Origin of the sequence: Microcoleus sp. Pol12B4 (genome assembly GCF_036701385.1) — a bacterium.
GTDB lineage: Bacteria > Cyanobacteriota > Cyanobacteriia > Cyanobacteriales > Microcoleaceae > Microcoleus.
In genome coordinates this window covers 1-20,109 of the sequence record NZ_JAUBQR010000011.1, presented here as the reverse complement: position 1 = coordinate 20,109, position 20,109 = coordinate 1, and the positions used below count along the sequence as shown (strand labels likewise).

Annotated in this window: 15 protein-coding genes and 1 tRNA gene; 9 read left to right on the top strand and 7 right to left on the bottom strand. The window is 44.8% G+C overall.

Annotated features, from left to right (window positions below; all coding sequences use genetic code 11):
- Positions 1-96 precede the first annotated feature (96 nt).
- A complete protein-coding gene (locus QUA38_RS03120) occupies positions 97-1,155 on the top strand; it encodes a potassium channel protein (RefSeq protein ID WP_333159099.1) in 1,059 nt (352 codons plus the stop codon).
- A gap of 11 nt (positions 1,156-1,166) precedes the next feature.
- Here QUA38_RS03120 and QUA38_RS03115 read toward each other — a convergent pair whose 3' ends face one another.
- The 3 genes from QUA38_RS03115 to pyk form a co-directional block, all read right to left on the bottom strand.
- Entirely contained in the window at positions 1,167-3,584 is a 2,418-nt protein-coding gene (locus QUA38_RS03115; RefSeq protein WP_333159097.1) for a protein kinase domain-containing protein, read from the bottom strand.
- A 533-nt stretch (positions 3,585-4,117) separates the two neighbouring features.
- Positions 4,118-4,189 (bottom strand) — tRNA-Thr (locus tag QUA38_RS03110).
- A gap of 94 nt (positions 4,190-4,283) precedes the next feature.
- A complete protein-coding gene (gene pyk / locus QUA38_RS03105) occupies positions 4,284-6,071 on the bottom strand; it encodes a pyruvate kinase (protein WP_333159095.1) in 1,788 nt (595 codons plus the stop codon).
- Positions 6,072-6,502: 431 nt separating this feature from the next.
- On the opposite strand from pyk, the gene crtR reads away from it, so the two are divergent.
- Positions 6,503-7,393: a beta-carotene hydroxylase gene (gene crtR / locus QUA38_RS03100; protein ID WP_333159093.1), complete on the top strand. Its 891-nt coding sequence runs from the start codon at positions 6,503-6,505 to the stop codon at positions 7,391-7,393.
- A gap of 157 nt (positions 7,394-7,550) precedes the next feature.
- Here crtR and aroH read toward each other — a convergent pair whose 3' ends face one another.
- Together aroH and sppA are read right to left on the bottom strand one after the other, a co-directional pair.
- Complete coding sequence (gene aroH, locus QUA38_RS03095) at positions 7,551-7,958, bottom strand: chorismate mutase (RefSeq protein ID WP_333159091.1); 408 nt, start codon at positions 7,956-7,958, stop codon at positions 7,551-7,553.
- A gap of 284 nt (positions 7,959-8,242) precedes the next feature.
- A complete protein-coding gene (gene sppA / locus QUA38_RS03090) occupies positions 8,243-9,061 on the bottom strand; it encodes a signal peptide peptidase SppA (protein ID WP_333159159.1) in 819 nt (272 codons plus the stop codon).
- 269 nt (positions 9,062-9,330) lie between these two features.
- Here sppA and QUA38_RS03085 point away from each other — a divergent pair, with 269 nt between their 5' ends.
- Positions 9,331-10,404: a DMT family transporter gene (locus QUA38_RS03085; RefSeq protein ID WP_333159089.1), complete on the top strand. Its 1,074-nt coding sequence runs from the start codon at positions 9,331-9,333 to the stop codon at positions 10,402-10,404.
- Between the two features lie 33 nt (positions 10,405-10,437).
- On the opposite strand, the gene QUA38_RS03080 is transcribed toward QUA38_RS03085, so the two are convergent.
- Both QUA38_RS03080 and QUA38_RS03075 read right to left on the bottom strand, forming a co-directional pair.
- Complete coding sequence (locus tag QUA38_RS03080) at positions 10,438-11,109, bottom strand: phage tail protein (RefSeq protein WP_333159087.1); 672 nt, start codon at positions 11,107-11,109, stop codon at positions 10,438-10,440.
- A 1-nt stretch (position 11,110) separates the two neighbouring features.
- Positions 11,111-12,328 carry an AAA family ATPase gene (locus QUA38_RS03075; RefSeq protein ID WP_333159086.1) on the bottom strand — a complete coding sequence of 406 codons (1,218 nt, stop codon included), beginning with the start codon at positions 12,326-12,328 and terminating at the stop codon, positions 11,111-11,113.
- Between the two features lie 47 nt (positions 12,329-12,375).
- Here QUA38_RS03075 and QUA38_RS03070 point away from each other — a divergent pair, with 47 nt between their 5' ends.
- The 6 genes from QUA38_RS03070 to QUA38_RS03045 all read left to right on the top strand — a co-directional run.
- Positions 12,376-13,224, top strand: coding sequence for a M20/M25/M40 family metallo-hydrolase (locus QUA38_RS03070; protein WP_333159084.1), 849 nt, complete (start codon positions 12,376-12,378; stop codon positions 13,222-13,224).
- Between the two features lie 145 nt (positions 13,225-13,369).
- Positions 13,370-17,065 carry a hydantoinase B/oxoprolinase family protein gene (locus tag QUA38_RS03065; protein ID WP_333159082.1) on the top strand — a complete coding sequence of 1,232 codons (3,696 nt, stop codon included), beginning with the start codon at positions 13,370-13,372 and terminating at the stop codon, positions 17,063-17,065.
- Positions 17,066-17,402: 337 nt separating this feature from the next.
- A complete protein-coding gene (locus tag QUA38_RS03060) occupies positions 17,403-18,227 on the top strand; it encodes a hypothetical protein (RefSeq protein ID WP_333159080.1) in 825 nt (274 codons plus the stop codon).
- A 185-nt stretch (positions 18,228-18,412) separates the two neighbouring features.
- Positions 18,413-18,775, top strand: a complete 363-nt coding sequence (locus tag QUA38_RS03055) for a hypothetical protein (RefSeq protein ID WP_333159078.1) — start codon at positions 18,413-18,415, stop codon at positions 18,773-18,775.
- 363 nt (positions 18,776-19,138) lie between these two features.
- Complete coding sequence (locus tag QUA38_RS03050) at positions 19,139-19,786, top strand: sigma-70 family RNA polymerase sigma factor (protein WP_333159076.1); 648 nt, start codon at positions 19,139-19,141, stop codon at positions 19,784-19,786.
- A 174-nt stretch (positions 19,787-19,960) separates the two neighbouring features.
- Positions 19,961-20,109 (top strand): 2Fe-2S iron-sulfur cluster-binding protein (locus QUA38_RS03045; RefSeq protein WP_333159157.1); only part of this gene is annotated, 149 nt, incomplete at its 3' end.

Here is a 20,109-nt window from a genome sequence, read left to right as displayed (position 1 = left end):
TATCTAGGCAGAAACTGGCTTTTTGACCGCCCCTGCGTCTAGGGCTGATATGGTTAAAATTGGTAGCAGCTAATAGGTAATAGGTCAGCCCGATCGGTGTATTCAACTCTAGAGCAAAAGTACCAGCGCCTGCAAAAAGACTTAACAGGCGGAGTCATCGCCCTGGGCGGCATTTTCTGCACGGGTACTCTTTGGTATTGGCAGGTGGAAAAATGGTCTTTGCTAGATGCCGCTTACATGACAGTATTTACCCTAGCAACTGTGGGTTACGGTGAACTTCAGCCCCTCGGCCAACGCGGCCGAATGTTTACCATATGCCTGATTTTGATGGGGGTGATTGTGATTGGTTTCATCGTCAACCGCTTTACAGAAGCGCTGATTGAAGGATATTTTCAAGAAGGAGCAAGAATTAGGCAGCAGCGGCGATTGGTAGATTCTTTGATCGGGCATTACATTCTCTGCGGTTTTGGGCGCACTGGCCGCCAAATTGCCTTGGAATTTCAGGCTGAATATATCTCTTTTGTGGTGATAGATTCGGCCATACAGTCGGTTGAGGCAGCTTTGGCGCTGGGGTACACGGCTGTCCAAGGAGACGCGACTCTGGACGAAATTTTGCTGAGTGTGGGGATCGATCGCGCAATTTGCATAGTAGCAGCTTTGCCTTCGGATGCCGAGAATTTATACACTGTGCTGTCGGCGAAAACTCTGAATCCGAAGGTACGGGCGATCGCCCGCGCCACCACAGAAGAAGCCGTAAAGAAGTTGCAGCGAGGCGGGGCCGATGCCGTCGTATCCCCCTACATCACCGGCGGAAAGCGGATGGCGGCGGCTGCTTTGCGGCCTCAAGTTATGGATTTTTTAGACGGTGTTTTGACGGGTACGGAGAGTTCTTTTTACATGGAAGAATTTCTCATCGATCCCAATACTTGTGTCTACGTCGGGCAAACTTTGAGAAATGCCAAGTTGCGATCGCAATCGGGGGCTTTGGTTTTAGCGGTGCGGCGTGCTGGCGGGACTTTGATTGTGGGGCCTACGGGAGAAACTGCGATCGAAGGAGGAGATATGCTGATTTGTTTGGGTACTGCTGAACAACTGCGAACTCTCAATCAAATCCTCAGTCCCCTGAGTTTTCGCCTCCCCCGGCCTCCCAAGTAGAAGTAGTACGATCAATCGCAATTTAAACCCGCCGCTGCTGCTGTCGGAAATTCGATCGGCACAAAAGTCACCCCAAACTGCTCCTTAGAACACTTGACAATATGCACTAATATCGGACTAAAATTTTTGCGCGAACCCGTTTTGTCAAACTGAATTGTTCCGGTGGCTCCGGTCGCGCTAAAATTTGGATCGGCTAAGGTTTTTTGCATCCCTTCGCGGCTGGGTTGCTGCTGCATTTCTATGGCTTGAATCAGCGCCTTAGCGGCATCGTAGGTTAATGCAGTTCGGTGACTGACATTTCCTTCCCAAAGCTTGCGAGTATTCTCAAGGAATTTGCGGTTGGGAGATTTTAAATGATGCCAAGAAACTGCGGCCGCCATTTTCTCAAAAGACGGTAACTGAGCAGCAGCTTCTAAAGTTTTTTGACTGTATATTCCCCCTGTGCCGACAACCCAATTGCGATCGAGATTGGCTTGCAAAACTGCCATCGCATTGTTGAGAGCGATCGGGATGTGACTCGGACTTAAAACAATCGTTGTTTTCTCTGTTTGCCTGACTTCTTGTATGGCTTTTTTCACGTTAAAGTCGCTCTGTGACAAATCGAATTCGGTGATATTTGCAATATTTCCTCCCCGTTCTCTAAACTGTTTTCTGAATTCTTCCCAAAAAGAGGAAGTGGCTTCGCTGCTGGTGCTGTAGAAACCTGCTACTTTGGTTTGACCTTTTTTTTCAATCAGATATTTCGCGAATACTTCAACACTAACTTTAGTCCGAGGCACAGTCCTAAAGAAAAAATTTCGGGGTTTTTCTGTGGCTTCTTCCGTCGTACTGCCTGGGGAAATTAATACTAAATGGTTTTGGTTGTAAATATCGACTGTATGAACTGTCATTGCGTTAGTGTAGTGACCGATAGCGCCCAAAACACCCCCCAGTTTGACTAGGGAATTAGCGCGGGCGATCGACTCTTCTTTTAGATTGGCATCGTCAGCAATTATGACTTGTAAACCTTTACCTTTAATAGCTTGATTTTCTGGAAATTCTAAACCATTTAGGTTGCGACCTATCTCAGAATTGAATAATTTTAAATTAACTTCCGTTTGCGCTTGAGCAACTCCCCGCAAGATTTCTTTAGGCAAGTCAATCTCGGCTCTACCTTGTTCGTTGGTACTAACGGGAACGATTACGGCAAGCGTGTAATAATCGGCTTTTTTAGCCTTTAATAAGGCATTATTCATGTAAATTAAAGTTTCGGGATCTTTGCGTTCTTCTTCATGCCACGACCTTTTAAAGTAATTAAATGCTTCCCGATAATTGGATTTGGCAAATTCATTAACTCCTGCTTGCTTTAATCGAGGAGTCGAGGATTTTAGTAGAGATTCTTCGCCACAGCTTAAAGCATCACCTTGCAGTAAAAGACAAGTTTTCGGGGTAAAAACGTTGTGAAAAAAAAGGGCGATCGCACATCCGGCAATAATTCCGGCAATTCCCAACAGCGGCCGGCGAAAGTGCGATCGAGAAAATCCCTTGGGTTTCCGCGGTGGCGGCGGTGGCGGTGGCGGCGGCGGTGGTGGCGGTGGCGGCGGCGTGGCGATCGAATTCAAATCCTCCAAAACATCAGCAACAGATTGGTAGCGAATGGGGAAGTTGTAGCGCACCATTGTGTTTAAAATCGTTTCCATGCCGGCGCTAATCTGTACCATAGAGCGATCGGGAGTCGAGTAGCGCCAAACGATATCGCCCCGCCGGGAATCTGTCAGGAAATCTTTAGCAGGACACAAGCCTGTGAGGGCTTGAATAGCGACAATACCTACAGAGTAAATATCGCTACAAAATTGAGGATTGCCAGCAAATTGCTCGGCAGGTGCGTATCCTCGCTTATAAATAGTTCGACTGATAGTTTCTCCCGAACCAGTTCGTTCTAAGGAACTGATTTCTTTTACCGCACCAAAATCAATCAGAACTATTCTTCCATCGCAATCGCGCCGAATTAAGTTAGAAGGAGTGATATCGCGGTGAATGACATTGTGTTCGTGAACAAAAGCGATAACTGGCAAGATATCCTGCAAAAATTTAATTACTTGCTCTTGAGTCCATTGAGTATTTGCAGCGAATGCTGTTGTGAGGGGATTTCCTTCAATGTATTCTTGAATTAAATAAAAATTGTCATTTTCTTGAAAGCTATCGAATAACTGTGGAATCTGCGGGTGTACGCCCAATTGGTGCAAAGCTCGAACTTCTCTTTCAAATCGCTCTTGTGCTTCAGGCAAGAGTTGCGGATTCCTTGGCTGTTTAATTTCCTTAACGACGCGCAGGGGACGATCTGGTATGTCTAAATCCATAGCTTTATATGTCCTCCCAAACCCTCCCCGACCTAATTCACTGACAATTTGGTAACGTTGGTGCAGGATATCTCCTGGTTGCAGGCACATAAATTTTTCGCTATTTTTTTATTTAACTGTCTGCGCTCTTCAAGGTTGATTTTACCGCATTTTTACAGCGATTTCTGTTAAGTTTCTGTTAAGTTGTAGAAACACTAGCGAGCGGCAAAGTAATTACAAATTGTGTTCCCTTTCCTCTTTCGCAATTTACCTCAATAGGGCCTTGATTTTTGGCAACAATTTGACAAGCAATAGCCAGCCCCTATCTGGTATTTTTGCCCTCGACAAAAGCCGCAATGCCATAGGTTTGCAGCATCGGACTTCAGTCCTTATTAAAATCCGAGGACTTGACTCCTGACTAAAAACCATAACAATTGGTAATCAAATAGCTTCGTAGTCAAGAGTTCAGTCCTCCTTAAAATCGGCGATGAAATAGGTTCCTAGTGAGGAATTCAGTCCTCCTTAAAATCCGAGGACTTGCATTCCTCACTAAAATAGGCAAACCATAGACAAGTCATGGAAAAAACAAAGGTTCTACAGCATTAATAAGCTATAGAACCCTTGAAAATATGTGTTTTATTGCAAGCCGATGGTGGGATTTGAACCCACGACCGTTCGATTACGAATCGAATACTCTACCCCTGAGCTACATCGGCACAGACAATTTTGAATTATAGCACAGCCTAAACGAAAAAAGCAAGGAGTTGTAGAATTTAATTCACAACTCCACAACTCCTAGCTCACCAACAGTTAAACAGCCACTTCCGCGTCAGTTGAGCCGCCTCTGGCCCCGGAATAAACTAAACCCCGCTGCATATCCAGCGTCAGCATAGTTCCGTCCCGAATTACCCGCGTGGCATTCTTTACGCCCACCATCACCGGCACGCCCAAGCGCAAACCGATAATCGCGGCGTGAGAAGTCAAACTGTCCTCCTCCGTCACCACACCGGCTGCTTTGCGAATCATCTCCACAAAAGCGACGCTTGTGTGTTCGACTACCAAAATTTCTCCAGGGTGGAAATTTCCTACATCTGCAGCAGTGCGAGCAACCCTGGCCATGCCACTCACCGAGCCCAAACCGACACCGGTGCCTTTGCCTAAAACTGCTGTCACTACCTCAACTTTGATCAAATCCGTCGATCCGGCAACCCCTTGCAGAGTACCCGCTGTCATCACGACTAAATCTCCGTCGCACACTAACTCTTTTTCCTGGGCGACTGTCATGGCAGAGTGAAATGTCTGGCCGGTGGAGGGCAAATCCAACACCAGCAAGGGTTTTACTCCCCATACCAATTGTAGTTGTCGGGCTACGTCTACGTGAGGAGTAACTGCCAAAATCGGAGTTTTGGGTCGGAACTTCGAGACATTCCGGGCTGTGGCGCCGGTCTTGGTCAGCGTCATGATGGCTGCGGCGTTCAACTGTTCGGAGATTTGGCTGACTGCTTGGCTGATGCCGTTGGGGATCGATCGACCAATATCTTCTACATTCCTAATATTCCGCTTAATTCCTTCCCTCTCCATCCGCACCGCAATTCTTGCCATCGTCGCCACCGCTTCGACGGGGAACTTGCCGACAGCAGTTTCATTGGACAGCATCACGGCATCAGTTCCGTCCAGAATCGCGTTGGCCACGTCGGAAATCTCGGCGCGGGTGGGACGGGGATTGTTGACCATGCTGTCGAGCATCTGGGTAGCGGTAATTACCGGAATACCCAGGCGGTTGGAGGTAGCAATCAGCCGCTTTTGCAAAATCGGCACGTCTTCGGCGGGTAGTTCCACTCCCAAATCGCCGCGGGCGACCATCACGCCGTTGCAAAGGGTGAGAATTTCCTCCATTTGTTCGATCGCCTCGTGCTTTTCGATCTTGGCAATCACCGGTACTTGCTTGCCCGCACTGGCAATGAGCTCTTTAATTTCGAGCACATCTTGGGGATTCCGCACAAAGCTCAGGGCCACCCAATCCACACCTTGGTCGAGGCCGAACATTAAATCTTTGCGGTCTTTATCAGTCAGTGCCTTAATTGACAGGTAAACTCCCGGAAAGTTCACGCCTTTGTTGTTGGAAAGTGGCCCGCCGACGACGACGCGGCAGTACAATTCCCGCGCGGCGCGGTCTACTTTTTCCACCAGCATTTCCACTTTCCCGTCGTCGAGCAGAATCACTGCTCCCTCTGGAACTTCGTCTGCTAGGGGGTCGTAGGTGACGGAAGAAATTAGTTCGGTGCCGGGAACTTGGCGACTGGTGAGAATGAAAGGATCGCCATTTTTGACAACTATAGAGCCTGTCTCAAAGCGCCCTAAACGAATTTTCGGACCTTGGAGGTCTTGGAGGATGGCAACCGGCTGGTTGAGTTCAAAGGATGTTTGCCGGATTAAGCGAATGCTGCGCTGGTGGTCTTCTTCTGTTCCGTGGGAAAAGTTGAGTCGCAAAGTTGTGGCACCGGCTTCTATGAGCTGGCGCAGCACTTGTGGGTCCGAAGTTGCTGGGCCAATGGTGGCGACGATTTTAGTCCGGCGTAGGGCTTTTGGCAATTGCATCAGCGGTGTTCTGGGGAGGCAGGTGGATTTCTTGTTTAAATTTCGGCTAACGTTTCATCTTTCACTACAAGCAATGACGCTAGTCTCAAGTCTTAAAAATTTTGATAGTCGTCAAACAAGCAGGTATTGAACAATATATAGAATATCTGACTTTTTACCCATCGGTAATCTTTTCTTGGGCAGCGCGCTTTTTTGCAAAGTTATCTGCTCTCAGGCTTGACATAAATACAGAGATACCCATTGATTTTATTTGGTCTGCAAAGTTCTTTTGGCTAATCTAGCACTGGTATCCTTGCACAACAGCAATACTTTCCTGGTTGTGCAGAGGCTAGTTTCTGGCGATCGAACTCTGTTATTTCATAAAACTTTACTATTGTCAGGCTTGTATCTTATACTACGCAAGTGTGAAATATTAAGGAGTCTTAACAAAGATGTCGGAGGCAGGACGGCCGCTGACAGTGCCGAAAGAGTTTCTGAGTCCTCCCGGTGACTTTAATCCGACACTGCTGCTGTTTTTGAGTGCAGTAGCGATTATCGTGATTTCTAACTTGGGTTTCTGGTGTTGGGGATGGCCGCAGTGGTGCTGTTTTTCGCTGAATGTGTTGGCGTTGCACATGGCCGGAACTGTGATTCACGATGCGTCTCATAATGCAGCCCATCGCGATCGCACAGTTAATGCTATTTTGGGACACGGTAGCGCGCTGATGTTGGGTTTTGCTTTCCCGGTGTTTACGCGGGTACATATGCAGCATCACGCCCACGTCAATGACCCAGATAACGATCCAGACCATTATGTTTCGACCGGCGGGCCTTTGTGGTTGATTGCTGCGAGGTTTTTTTACCACGAGATTTTCTTTTTTAAGCGCAAACTGTGGCGGAAATACGAATTATTGGAATGGTTTCTCAGCCGTTTGTTTGTGATCGCGATCGTGTATATCTCGATTCAATACGATCATTTAGATTACGTGCTGAATTTTTGGTTTTCTCCGGCTTTGGTGGTGGGGTTGGCCTTGGGGTTGTTTTTTGATTATTTGCCGCACCGTCCGTTTCACGATCGCGATCGTTGGAAAAATGCCAGAGTATATCCTAGTCCTATTCTAAATATCTTGATTTTGGGGCAGAATTATCATCTGATTCATCACTTGTGGCCTTCCATTCCTTGGTACAATTACAAGCCTGCTTATGAGGCTGTCAAGCCGCTGTTGGATGAGAAAGGTTCCCCTCAAAGTTTGGGAATATTGGAAGGGAAAAAGGACTTTTGGAATTTTATATATGACATCTTTTTAGGGATTAGGCTGCATCACAAGAAAGCGTCTGATTGACAAAAAAACCGGTTTCTTTGAGAAGCCGGGTTTTTTTATAATAAAAACTTTTAACGATATATTCCCTAGGCAGGTTTTGTACTGTACCAAGTCCTGTAAAAAATCAACCCACCTGTAATGGTGAGTTAACTTTTAAATCAAGCCCAAAGTGAATCTATTATTTTTCCCCAGACACCGCCACCGCTAAATTCCTATCGGGGCGCAAATTTTGAGCTCCCCGCAAATAAGGATGATAAATTTCAACGTGTGCCGGCCAATTGACGTGAATTAAAAACCGAATGCAGCGTTCCAAAGCACCCTCAACGTGCATTTGCTGTACGTCCAACAAAGCAACATTACACCAGTGAGGACGTTCGCGGGCGATCGCAGCCGGAAACACAGCATCTAAATCACGAGTAGCAGAAAACGTAGCACTAATAATTAATTCTGGATTTATATCATTTTTTGCTTCTAATTCATCTAACAATTCTCTCACCGTTTCTCGAATTGCTTCCACCGAATTCTCGCTGGCAGTTGTTGCCCCGCGAATCGCCCGCACTTGCCACTCCACGCAAATTTCCTCCATATTTTGTCAGTTGTTATCGCTCATTAGTCATTAGTCATTAGTTATTAGTCACTAATAAGTAGTTATACTAAATTAGGCTTAAATACCCACTTTATTTCTTAGTCCGCCCTTGAGTGGACTTCGTTTGTGTAGTTTGACCTCGAACTCGTAGGCGAAGCCAGCGCGAAGCGCTTATGACGGGCGAAGCGCCACATTTGAGTTTGAGGTCAACAGATTTCAATCGCCCAATCATCCAGGGAGAAACTAATGACTACTAACTCCTGACCAATGACTAATTTATTTAATCACGGGCGATACATCCACAGCGGCAAACCGCTAGTAGAAAGCTCGAATTCCAGCACATTATTGTAAGCTGAAAGCCCGGATATATCCAGACTACTCCCCAAGACGCGATTTAGGAAAGGTTTTTGTTTTTCTAGGGTGCAAGACTCGGTTTTTTCCGGGTCGAGGCCTGCGAGTTCGGCTGCAAGGCGGCGAGCGTCCTCTTCTGTTCCCAGTCGATCAACCAAACCCAATTCTAAGGCTTGCTGACCGGTAAAAACCCGACCGTCGGCAAAACTTTTTACTTTCTCAACAGGCAATTTCCGTGCTTCCGCAACGGTTTCCACGAATTGCTGGTAGCTGGTGTCGATCAAGTCTTGCAGAATTTGCTGTTCAGGATCGGTCAATTCTCGATCGAATGCCAAGATATCTTTATACGGCCCCGATTTAATCACCTGAAAAGAAACGCCTACTTTTTCTAACAGGCGTTCTAGATTGTTGCCCCGGATAATCACGCCAATGCTGCCGGTAATTGTACCGGGATTAGCAACGATATGCTCGGCTCCCATGCCGATGTAAACTCCGCCAGAAGCTGAAATATTGCCGAAACTGGCGACAATTTTGACTTTTTCGCGCAAACGCTTGAGCGCGCTGTAAATTTCCTGGGAATCGCCGACAGTGCCGCCGGGGCTGTCTATCCGCAGCAGCAAGGCGGGAAATTTTCGTTCTTCAACGGTTTTGAGAGCTTCTAGGACTCGTTTACGGGTTTCTCCGGCAATGGCTCCGGTGATTTCGATACGGGCTATTTGTTTGCGGTAGCGGGGCTTGAATGGCCAAATCATGGGCAGTGTACAGGCAATGTTACGGATTTTTGTAGCTAACTTCTTATAGTGTGCCTTATTCATCGGGGTAGATGTTGTGCCTGTGTTCGCAACAGGCAAGATGCCTGTTCCACCTTGATTTTGTGGAACAGGCAAGATGCCTGTTCATAATGGCCGAGATTTGTGCGATCGAATTTAACTCAACAGCGATATATAATTGTAAAAATTGCTTAACAAAACTACATCATTCTCGTGAGAGCCACTCTCATCAATTATTTGGAGTCTCCGCCATGCAGCTAAAGCTTACCGATTCAAAACTGCCTTTTGCCCCGCTGTTGCTCATTGCGCCGTTTTTCCTGTGGGGAACCGCGATGGTAGCGATGAAGGGGGTGATGCCGCACACAACGCCACTGTTTGTGGCATTCGTCCGTTTAGTACCTGCGGGCGTGTTGGTACTGCTGGCGGCGGCGCTGATGGGAAAACCGCAGCCACAGGGTTGGAAAGCTTGGCTGTGGATTTCGCTGTTTGCTTTGGTTGACGCTACTTTGTTTCAAGGCTTTTTAGCCGAAGGTTTGGCGAGAACCGGTGCGGGTTTGGGTTCGGTGATGATTGATTCTCAACCGCTAGCTGTGGCGATTTTATGTTTGTGGCTGTTTCAAGAAAAAATAGGTTTTTGGGGCTGGTTGGGATTAGTTATTGGCGTTGCGGGCATCAGTTTGATCGGGTTGCCCGATGGCTGGATTTTGGGGCTTTTTCATCCTGAAAACGCGCAGGTTTCTGCGGGAATCGAACAGTTGTTTCAGGGTGGAGAATGGTTGATGCTGTTGGCGGCTTTGTCGATGGCTGTGGGTACGGTTTTGGTGCGCTGGGTTTGCCGTTATGTTGACCCGGTGGTGGCGACTGGTTGGCACATGATTTTGGGCGGTTTGCCACTGTTGGCAATTTCGGCTGCAACTGAGTCTGATCAGTTTGTGAATATCGATTTTTCCGGCTGGATGGCGTTAGGTTATTCTACTGTGTTCGGAAGTGCGATCGCCTACGGTTTATTCTTTTATTTTGCTTCGAGTGGCAGTTTAACAAGTTTAAGTTCTCTTACCTTTCTTACGCCTGTATTTGCTTTGCTATTCGGCAATTTGTTCTTGGGCGAAGTGCTCAATCCGCTGCAATCGATGGGAGTCGGGCTGACTTTGGTTAGTATTTATTTGATCAACCAGCGGGATACTTTGGGTGAGAAATTGAATAAAATGCGGCACGGTGAAGCAAGTGCAGAAGTTGAAGCAACAGGATTGTTAGAGTCGTCTGAGTTGAATTCTGTAGAATTACCCGTGCAGTTGCGGGTTAGCGAATTGGAATCAGAAGTGTAGCAGGTGGAAAAGTTTAGGCAAAATTGCCTAAATTTACCACTCGTCTTCTAAAGGAATAACAATTTTTTTGCTTTCAATCTCTACTACAAAACTTGTCAAACTGGGATTGTGTTGGTAACAAGCCATCAAATCCTTATGCTTGCGATATTGTTTGGAAATGTCCCGATAATATTCAGGCTTTTTGGCGTCAATTGTAAAATCATGTTTCTTTACAAGCTCCTTATTTAACGTTTCTAAACACTTTTTGAATTTAGACTTTTTGTTGTCTTTATAATACAGTGGCAGCAACCAACACTCAATAGAGTGTACTGATATAGCCCAAATGATTCGCTGTTGACATTGACTGTAGAAATATTCGCCAATTTCCTCTTTAAACTTTTCGATAACTTTTTCAATCAACTCTTTAGGAGTAAATTCACCATTTTCATCTTGCTGTGGGATACCATATTCTTCTGAAACATCAGTATCTACTTGGATAATTATATAGTCATTAAATTGAAACGCTTCTTGAAAATCTTTTAAACGGCAATAAGCAAAAACTTGACTCCAACTACCATAACCTTTAAATTTGTTTTCATCTTTTTTATCTCTTTCTGGTTGAAGCGGTCTAATATCTAGATCGAGACTCTTGAAATATCCTGCTAAAATATTTTCAATCACAATCTGGTCAGTCAATCCCTCTGTAATTAATCCAAAACTAATCATATTAAAAATTCTTAGGAAGCCCTCCGATATAGCCCCTCAAAAAAGCCTCGGATAATTTTACAGGTTCCTGTCCTTCGAGAGGTTCAGGTTTGAGAATGCGTCTAGCTTTAGTATGCCCTAATTGGTTGCGGTAGATCACAAACAGCCGCTGTTCATCATCATCTAAATCTAAACCGTCCAAAACTGCCGGGTTGTGGGTTGTGAATATAACTTGTTTGCCGTGTTTTTTTGCTAATTCGACTAATTCTTGCATTAATCTGCGACACAATCTGGGGTTGAGAGAAGCATCAATGTTATCTATTGCAAAAAATTTCGGCGTGATATCGCTAATAAATAAAGCGAAGTAAAAAAGCAAAAACAAAAAGCCTTCATTAGAGCTTCTTTGATCGAAGTAAGCTAAATCTGGGTCTAAGTATCTATCTTTAATTTGGAGAGAATTTTGGATATTGGATAAATTTGGAGGAGCTTCAAAATCTTGAAACCAATCTATCAATTGCAGTTGTTTCTTGATTTCATTAAGCTGTTCTTGGTTATCTGAACTCAAAACTTTTAATAGTTTAAACAAACCTTCTCCATTCATGCCTAATGGTTGGATTTGCCCTTCTTTTTCAAAAGTTCGTAAAGCTTGGTTTTCAGGAGAATAAATGGTAAATTTTAGAAGGTAAAATCTTAAAGGAAATATTTTTTGCTCAGCTTCTGTTTTTAATAGTCTTTCGTCTAGATGGCGGAATGCTTTTTTTAGCATGGAGAATATTGTTTTACGTGGGGACAATATTTTTTTCAATTCGTCGTCTGATTGTTCAAGTTGATTTTCTAGTGATGCTACTATGTTATTATTTTCTAATAAAGCTATCATGTAATCTAGGGAGTTTTTATCTATCCACTGAGAATAGGGAGAGTTATCATTATCTAAAATATAACTAGATTTTTCTTCATTATTTCCTATGATATCAATTTTGACATCCTTAACCAAATTTTCCTTTTCAAAAGCCGATCGCATAAATTGAGGTTCTGTAACTCTGATGCCCCTAGAAGCTAAAAACTCGTTATCCAGCTTGTCATCAGCCGCCGCAGAAGCAAGGGCGATCGCCTCTAGGATATTGCTTTTGCCGCAGCCATTTTCACCGATCAATACAGTTACTCGTCCTAATTCTAGCTTCAGCTTTTGAATCGACTTATAATTTTCGATTCTGACTTCTCCAATCATATCTCCAATCATAATTTAATCCCATATAATCTTAGTGTACTCATTGTATCTCCGATCGCATGAATCTCAAAGAACGCTTGCACAGCCATCTGATTCAAATTGTACGCGATCGCAATCCATACCTCGCATCCGAAGGGCATTTTTATGCTCAGCAATACATCCGCGAACAGTTGGCACAGTGGGGAACTGTAGAAATTGACGATTTTTCCGTGCGCGGTCGAATTCATCACAATTTTATCTTGGATTTACCCCCCTTCGATCGGGCGAGTAAGAAGCGGTTGGCGCCGATCGTAATTGGTGCTCATTACGATACTGTACCCGGATCGCCTGGGGCCGATGATAATGCTACTGGTGTTGCTGTTTTGCTGGAACTCGCAAGGGATATCGCATCTGGGCCGCTCAAATATCCAGTGCAATTAGTCGCCTTTGATATGGAAGAATACGGTTGTTTGGGAAGCAGTCATCATGCAGCTAAATACAAGCAACAGCAAAAGTCAATCCGGTTAATGATTTCTTTGGAAATGTTAGGTTATTGCAACCATAATCCTAATTCTCAAAGGTATCCCGCTGGGTTGAAATATTTTTATCCAAATAGTGGCAATTTTATTGCTTTAATTGGCACTTTGCGGACGGTTCCCGATTTGATTAATTTGAGTGGCAAAATTCGCAAATCTGGTCAGCCCTGCGAGTGGCTGCCGGTGCCGAATCGAGGTTTAATTGTCCCCGATACTCGCCGCAGCGATCATGTTCCTTTTTGGGATAATGGTTATGCCGCTATTATGGTGACTGATACTGCTAATATGCGAAATCCGCATTATCATCGAGAAAGCGATACGATTGAGACTTTGGAACTGGATTTTCTGGCTGGTGTTTGTCAGGGGTTAGTCAAGGGCATTCGACATCTATAATTAACATGATCGAGCGCCTGCTAGTTTGAGCGACGAGAAATTATGACTTTTATGACCCGAAGTTATGAGTCTTATGAATTGACTCGAACAGAAGTTTGTTGAATACTTGTAAATTAATCAAGCAAAATTTTCCCAAAAAAGAGATATGAATCCTACTTATCCCGATCGCACTCGCTGGCAATTCTGGATCGATCGCGGTGGCACTTTTACCGATATTGTCGCCAACAGCCCCGACGGTAAATTAGTCATTCACAAGCTGCTATCGGAAAACCCAGAACGCTACACAGACGCCGCAGTGCAAGGAATTCGCGATATTTTGAGAATTCCCGCCGACGCAGCTATACCCGCCGCCGAAATTGAAGCGATTAAAATGGGGACGACGGTGGCGACAAATGCTTTGCTGGAACGAAAGGGCGATCGCACAATTCTGTTAATTACTAAAGGTTTCGGCGATGCGCTGAGAATTGGCTATCAAAACCGCCCGGATATTTTCGCCCGCCACATTGTTTTGCCGGAGATGCTGTACGATCGAGTTATTGAAGTTGCGGAACGCTACAGCGCTCAAGGTGAGGAGTTAACTGCTGTCAATCCCGAGTTTATCCCGTCTTTGCAGCAAGCATACGATCAGGGAATTCGCAGTTGTGCGATCGTCTTCATGCACGGCTATCGCTACTCGGAACATGAAAAACAAGTTGCTAAAATAGCGAAAGAAATTGGCTTTACTCAAATTTCAGTATCTCACGAAGTTAGCCCGCTGATGAAACTGGTTTCGCGGGGAGATACTGCGGTTGTCGATGCTTATTTATCTCCGATTTTACGTCGATACGTCGAACAAGTAACCAGTCAGTTATCTGTAGGGGCGGTGCCCCCGTGCCCGCCCTCCTCCTCCTCCCCGTGCCCGCCCCCCAAATTAATGTTTATGCAATCGAATGGCGGCTTAGTGGACGCGGCACAATTTCAAGGAAAAAACAGTATTTTATCCGGGCCTGCTGGGGGAATTGTCGGTGCAGTTCAAACGAGCAAAAAGGCAGGTTTTGATAAAATTATTACCTTTGATATGGGCGGAACTTCGACAGATGTTGCCCATTTTAACGGCGAATACGAACGCGAATTTGAGACGGAAATTGCTGGGGTGAGATTGCGATCGCCCGTGATGGCAATTCACACTGTAGCAGCCGGCGGCGGTTCAATTGTGTTTTTTGACGGGGCTCGCTACCGCGTGGGGCCGGAGTCTGCTGGGGCCAATCCTGGGCCTGCTTGCTATCGCAAAGGCGGCCCCTTGACGGTGACTGATTGCAATGTGATGTTGGGGAAAATTCAACCGGATTTTTTCCCGAAAGTATTTGGATTGAATGGAGATTTGCCGATCGCCCCTGACGTAGTAAAGCAAAAATTTGGGCAATTAGCGGGGGAAATTGGGGGCGAGAGGACGGCCGAAGAGGTGGCGGAGGGTTTTTTGGCGATCGCGGTGGAAAAGATGGCAAATGCTGTCAAAAAAATCTCGCTTCAGCGCGGTTACGATGTTTCGGAGTATACATTGTGCTGTTTCGGCGGTGCGGGCGGCCAACACGCTTGTGCGATCGCCGATGCTTTGGGGATGAAACGGGTATTTATTCACCCTTATGCGGGTGTGTTGTCCGCTTACGGTATGGGTTTGGCTGATGTGCGGGCTATTCGCGAAAGGGCGATCGAGCAACTATTAAATGCAGAATTATTACCTGATTTGCATCATATTTTAACCGAATTGGAGGCTGAGGGAAAGAGGGAATTGAACCGCAGAGGCGCAGAGAACACAGAGAATGTGTCAGAGGTTTTAGTTGTTAGGAAGCTGCGCTTAAAATATCAGGGAAGTGACTCGGTTTTGGCGGTAGATTTTGCTGATAATATTGAGGCGATGCAGGCTGAATTTGAAGCAGCCCACCGACAGCGTTACAGTTTTATTATGCCAGAAAAACCGCTGATTGTGGAAGCGGTTTCGGTGGAAGTTGTAGAAAGAATGGATGTGCCGGAAGCATCCACAATTTCCCCCTCTGGTGGGACGCGCATCTTGCCTGTGCAACCAATTTCAACCGTGCAAACCTATGTTGCTGGCGGGTGGCGGGAAACGCCTGTTTATCAGAGAGAGGATTTGCGATCGGGCGACTGCATAGAAGGCCCTGCTATGATTGTTGAAGCTACGGGAACTAATATCATAGAACCGGGCTGGGAAGCGGAATTAACAGAGAGAAACGATCTATTTTTGAACCGCAGATGCACGCAGATAGACGCAGATAATATCCGCGTTCATTCGCGTTTATCTGCGGTTAAATCCGATCCGGTTTTGCTGGAAATTTTTAATAATTTGTTTCGGGCGATCGCGGAACAAATGGGCGTCACATTGCAAAACACAAGTTCCTCAGTCAACATCAAAGAACGTCTCGACTTTTCCTGTGCAATTTTCGACCAAAACGGGCAATTAGTTGCCAACGCGCCGCACATTCCCGTACATCTAGGCTCGATGAGCGAAAGCGTTGAAGCTTTAATTTTAGCACAAGGCAATGCGATTCAACCCGGCGATGTTTATGTTTCTAACAATCCCTACAACGGCGGCACGCATTTACCAGATATCACCGTTATTACTCCAGTATTTGATCATGATTCCTCCCTTCCTTTGTTTTATGTTGCCTCGCGGGGACACCACGCCGACATCGGCGGCATCACTCCCGGTTCCATGCCTCCTAACAGTACAACAGTAACTGAAGAAGGCGTTTTGCTTGACAATTTTCTGTTAGTAAGCGAGGGCAATTTTCGAGAAAAAGAATTACTAGAAATTCTGACAGCGGGGAATTTTCCTGTTCGCAATTGGGCTCAAAATATAGCCGATTTGCAAGCACAAATTGCTGCTAACAAGCGCGGCGCAGAAGAACTTCTCAAGATGGTAGAACATTATGGATTAGAGACTGTGCAAGCTTATATGGGCTTCGTACAAGACAATGCGGAAGAGTCGGTACGGCGGGTAATTGAGGTTTTGAGTGATGGCGAATTTACTTATCCGATGGATAGTGGCGGACAAATTAAGGTAGCGATTACAATTGACAAATCTGCGCGCAGTGCAAAAATAGATTTTACTGGCACTTCTGCTCAACAATCCAACAATTTTAATGCTCCCGCAGCCGTGTGCAAAGCGGCTGTTTTGTATGTTTTCCGCACGTTGGTAGATGACGATATTCCTCTAAATGCGGGCTGTTTGAAACCTCTGGAAATCATCAATCCCGAAGGCTGTATGCTGAATCCTCGCTATCCAGCGGCGGTAGTTGCCGGAAATGTGGAAACATCGCAGAATATTACCGATGCTTTGTATTGCGCGTTGGGAGTGATGGCTGCTTCTCAGGGAACTATGAATAATTTTACCTTTGGAAATCAGCGCTATCAATATTATGAAACTATTTGCGGCGGTTCGGGTGCTGGTGCAGATTTTGACGGCACGGATGCGGTACAAACTCACATGACTAATTCGCGTTTAACCGATCCTGAAGTATTAGAATGGCGCTTTCCGGTGTTATTAGAAAGTTTTGCAATTCGGGCTAATAGCGGGGGGAATGGATATCATCGCGGCGGTAATGGAGTTGTGCGGCGAGTACGGTTTCGGGAGGCGATGACGGCGGGAATTTTATCGGGGCGGCGGGTGATTTCTCCTTGCGGTTTGAATGGGGGTGAAGCGGGGAAAGTTGGCCGGAATTATGTTGAAACGGTTGATGGAAAAGTTGAAGATTTGGGAAGTACGGCGACTGTGGAAATGCAGCCCGGGGATGTGTTTGTAATTGAAACACCGGGGGGTGGAGGTTATGGTACTATTATGTAGCAGCTCCGAGGTCTTATGCTGGGAAGTATTTGCAAGAGGTTTTGTGGCAGCATCTTTTGGAAAGTGCTGTAGTTATTAATTAATACTAAATTATAATCACACGGATTGCTTGCACGAAGTGCTATAAAGTCACGTCGCCCAATACGCAGATATTTTTAGCTATTGGTAACTTTGGTGATGGCGATGCCAAGACCTTGTTTTTGTACTCTATAGCATTTTTGGTAAGTGATATTAGTGATATTGATCACACATAAATAATGATTTATATTATACCCATTTATAAAGGAAGTTGGTACAATATGGTGATTACTAAAATTCAAAAAACTCTTCCCGTAGTATGAGCTATGCGAAAAAAATTTCAGTAAAACTGTTTGACCACTTTAGACACAGGCTGTCTGATACCGAAAAAATTATATACTTAATTTTAGTGGCACTATTAATTGTTAAAGTCGCTCAATTAATAGTTGAAAATCAATATGTGGTTGTTGTTATTATAGGAATAGGCATACTTGTAAGCATTTTGTATTTATATTTAAAGCTACAAAGAAGTAGGAGAGTTAATCACAAACTCGATGATTTGAAAGACATAAATAATTCCACTATAAATCATGACACAAATACAGGTGGCGGAAATTATAATGGCTCCATACAAGGTGATTATATACAAGGTGATTATATAAATATGCAAAACAATCGTGTAGACATTAGCAAAGATATTACTTCCATTCTTGATAATTTTCAAGTTATTCTAACTAAGATGCAAAGTCAAGGATATAGTACAGAGCAAGCAGTAACTCAAATGGCTAAAGAGTTAGCCAAAGAGGCTCGAAAGAAGCCCTATCTAAAAGTTAAGTTTCATATTGACGAAAATGCTGAGGATAGTGAAGTTTCTGAAACATTTGGTAATTTTTTGATTGATCATCTTTTCAATCACAAAGAATCACGGTATAAAGCTTATTCAGATGATGAAGACTCAGAAGATTATGGGGAAAAAACTCATTATAAAGGATATACAATTTATTTGGAATCAGACAAAGATGAGAAGTGGTATTACAAGATAGATGGTCTGAGATCGAATGCAACTGGTTCAAGTTATGTTAAAGACTTGGCTATCGATGAAGCAAAAGGGAAGATAGACGAAGAAAGATTTAGTAGTTGGTAGATAGAAGTGTGCGGATGTATAGCCTTTCTCACATTGGTTCGCGGACGAATCTTGACCTGAAAAGCTTGCTGGTGTAAGGGTTGTAGCATAACTCAGCATACCTCATCTTTTTGAGAAAGGCTATAGTTCACTAATCAATAAGGTTTCAAAATAAAATTGTAATGAGAAGTTAAGGAGATATCAAGATGAGTAATAGTGAAAATTGGAAGGTTAACACAGGTGGCGGTAATTTCAACAGACATATTCAAGGTAGTTACATCGAGAGAAATTACTACGCCGCAGGAAAGCCTCAAAGCTTAGTGCAAGCAGCAGGCGAAATTCAAGCATTACTCAAACAGCTAGAAACAATTTATCCTAGCGATACACCAGCAAGAGATATGGTAATGGCAACGGAAGTGGTGAAACACTTAGAAAGTAACCCAACAATGAAAGAAAAAGTTATAAAGGCGGCTATAGAAGGTGGGCTAGCAGCGTTTGAAAAAGCCATCGATAATCCAGCAGGGGCATTTATTACTGGAGCAATCAAAGGCTGGCAGGATAGTGAATAATAATTTACGATAAGGATTTTAAGCAGACCAAACCAAGCATAAAAACCAGGAATCAGAGCATCCATACTGTAGGCTATCGCTCTTAATTTATCGTTATGAACCGACACGCATTTTTCCGGTGAAGGTTCTTTTTTATGGCAAGTAATATAGCCAGAGTTTTTGATAACTTTTCTGATGTGTGAAAAGCCCGATCGCACAAGTGAAAAGTATATATTATCTTGAAAGAGGGACAAAATGCCAGAAATACCGCTCTGCTGGCACCGCACCGCTAAAAAATAGCCCTCAACTCTGGAATGTCGATCGACAAATCGTGTAGAATCGGGCTGCACCCGCATTTATTCTCCAAACCTTTCCAGAACAATTGTGCAAACACCTAATTTTTCAGAACTCAACCATCCTGTGGTCAAATCCCTGTTCCATCACAGCGACCAGGAATTATTGACTCTGTTTCAAAACCATCCCGATCAGGGTCGCTTCTTCACGGCGATTTTTTGCCGCTACGCTCAAATTGTACACTCCCTGATTCGCCATTCCGTACGATCGCCCGTACAAGGCGATTACCTGTTTGCCCACACTTGGCTGCACATCTATCACGAACTCCGAGGCCTCGATTTGCGCCGCGAAATCCAAGAGTCTGATGGCGAAAATCTCAGTCTCCAAAACTGGCTGATTAATGTCACGGCTATCTGCATCAATCAAGCCGAATTGCCCCCTGTTGAGTCGATTCACTATTCTTTGCAATCGGCTTCGCCTCCCCTGTGGTGTTACGTCAAACAAGCCTTAGAATTGTTAGCGCCGCTGCCGCGTTTAGTGGTGTTGATGGCTCAGACTTTTCGCTGGAGCGAAACTCGAATTGCAGCTTATTTGCAAGCTGAAGGCGAAGCTATTTCGCCCGCTCAGGTAAAGGCTTTGCTGCAAAAAGGATATCAAACTTTAGAATCCAACTTACCAGAGGATATTCGGGCTATTTATCTAGAGGAAAATCTCGATTATCAAGAAGCACTTGTCTAGTATAGCGATCGAGGTTGTGGTTTCTCAAAAACCCGGTGTTTTGAAAATACTGGGTTTTTTAGCTATCATGTATAGCGGAATGTGCTTCGTCCGCACCCGACATTTTAATTTTTTCTGGAAGTTGTAATCATCTATTTGAGTTGAATACAAGCAATTGAAATATAAGAGGTGGAAATGGCTGTTTATCAAGTTCGGTTGGTGAATGAGGCTCTCGCGCTCGATCGCACGATCGCAGTACCAGACGAACAGTATATCTTAGATATGGCAGAAGATGCCGGTATCCGCTTGCCGAACGGATGCAAGCAAGGAGAGTGTTCTGCTTG

Bases quoted from the DNA above. Each gene is read 5' to 3' on its own strand.
- QUA38_RS03115 (WP_333159097.1), bottom strand. From the start codon at position 3,584: ATGTGCCTGCAACCAGGAGATATCCTGCACCAACGTTACCAAATTGTC.
- pyk (WP_333159095.1), bottom strand. From the start codon at position 6,071: ATGCAATTGCCAAAAGCCCTACGCCGGACTAAAATCGTCGCCACCATT.
- crtR (WP_333159093.1), top strand. From the start codon at position 6,503: ATGTCGGAGGCAGGACGGCCGCTGACAGTGCCGAAAGAGTTTCTGAGT.
- aroH (WP_333159091.1), bottom strand. From the start codon at position 7,958: ATGGAGGAAATTTGCGTGGAGTGGCAAGTGCGGGCGATTCGCGGGGCA.
- sppA (WP_333159159.1), bottom strand. From the start codon at position 9,061: ATGATTTGGCCATTCAAGCCCCGCTACCGCAAACAAATAGCCCGTATC.
- QUA38_RS03085 (WP_333159089.1), top strand. From the start codon at position 9,331: ATGCAGCTAAAGCTTACCGATTCAAAACTGCCTTTTGCCCCGCTGTTG.
- QUA38_RS03080 (WP_333159087.1), bottom strand. From the start codon at position 11,109: ATGATTAGTTTTGGATTAATTACAGAGGGATTGACTGACCAGATTGTG.
- QUA38_RS03075 (WP_333159086.1), bottom strand. From the start codon at position 12,328: ATGATTGGAGATATGATTGGAGAAGTCAGAATCGAAAATTATAAGTCG.
- QUA38_RS03070 (WP_333159084.1), top strand. From the start codon at position 12,376: ATGAATCTCAAAGAACGCTTGCACAGCCATCTGATTCAAATTGTACGC.
- QUA38_RS03065 (WP_333159082.1), top strand. From the start codon at position 13,370: ATGAATCCTACTTATCCCGATCGCACTCGCTGGCAATTCTGGATCGAT.
- QUA38_RS03060 (WP_333159080.1), top strand. From the start codon at position 17,403: ATGAGCTATGCGAAAAAAATTTCAGTAAAACTGTTTGACCACTTTAGA.
- QUA38_RS03055 (WP_333159078.1), top strand. From the start codon at position 18,413: ATGAGTAATAGTGAAAATTGGAAGGTTAACACAGGTGGCGGTAATTTC.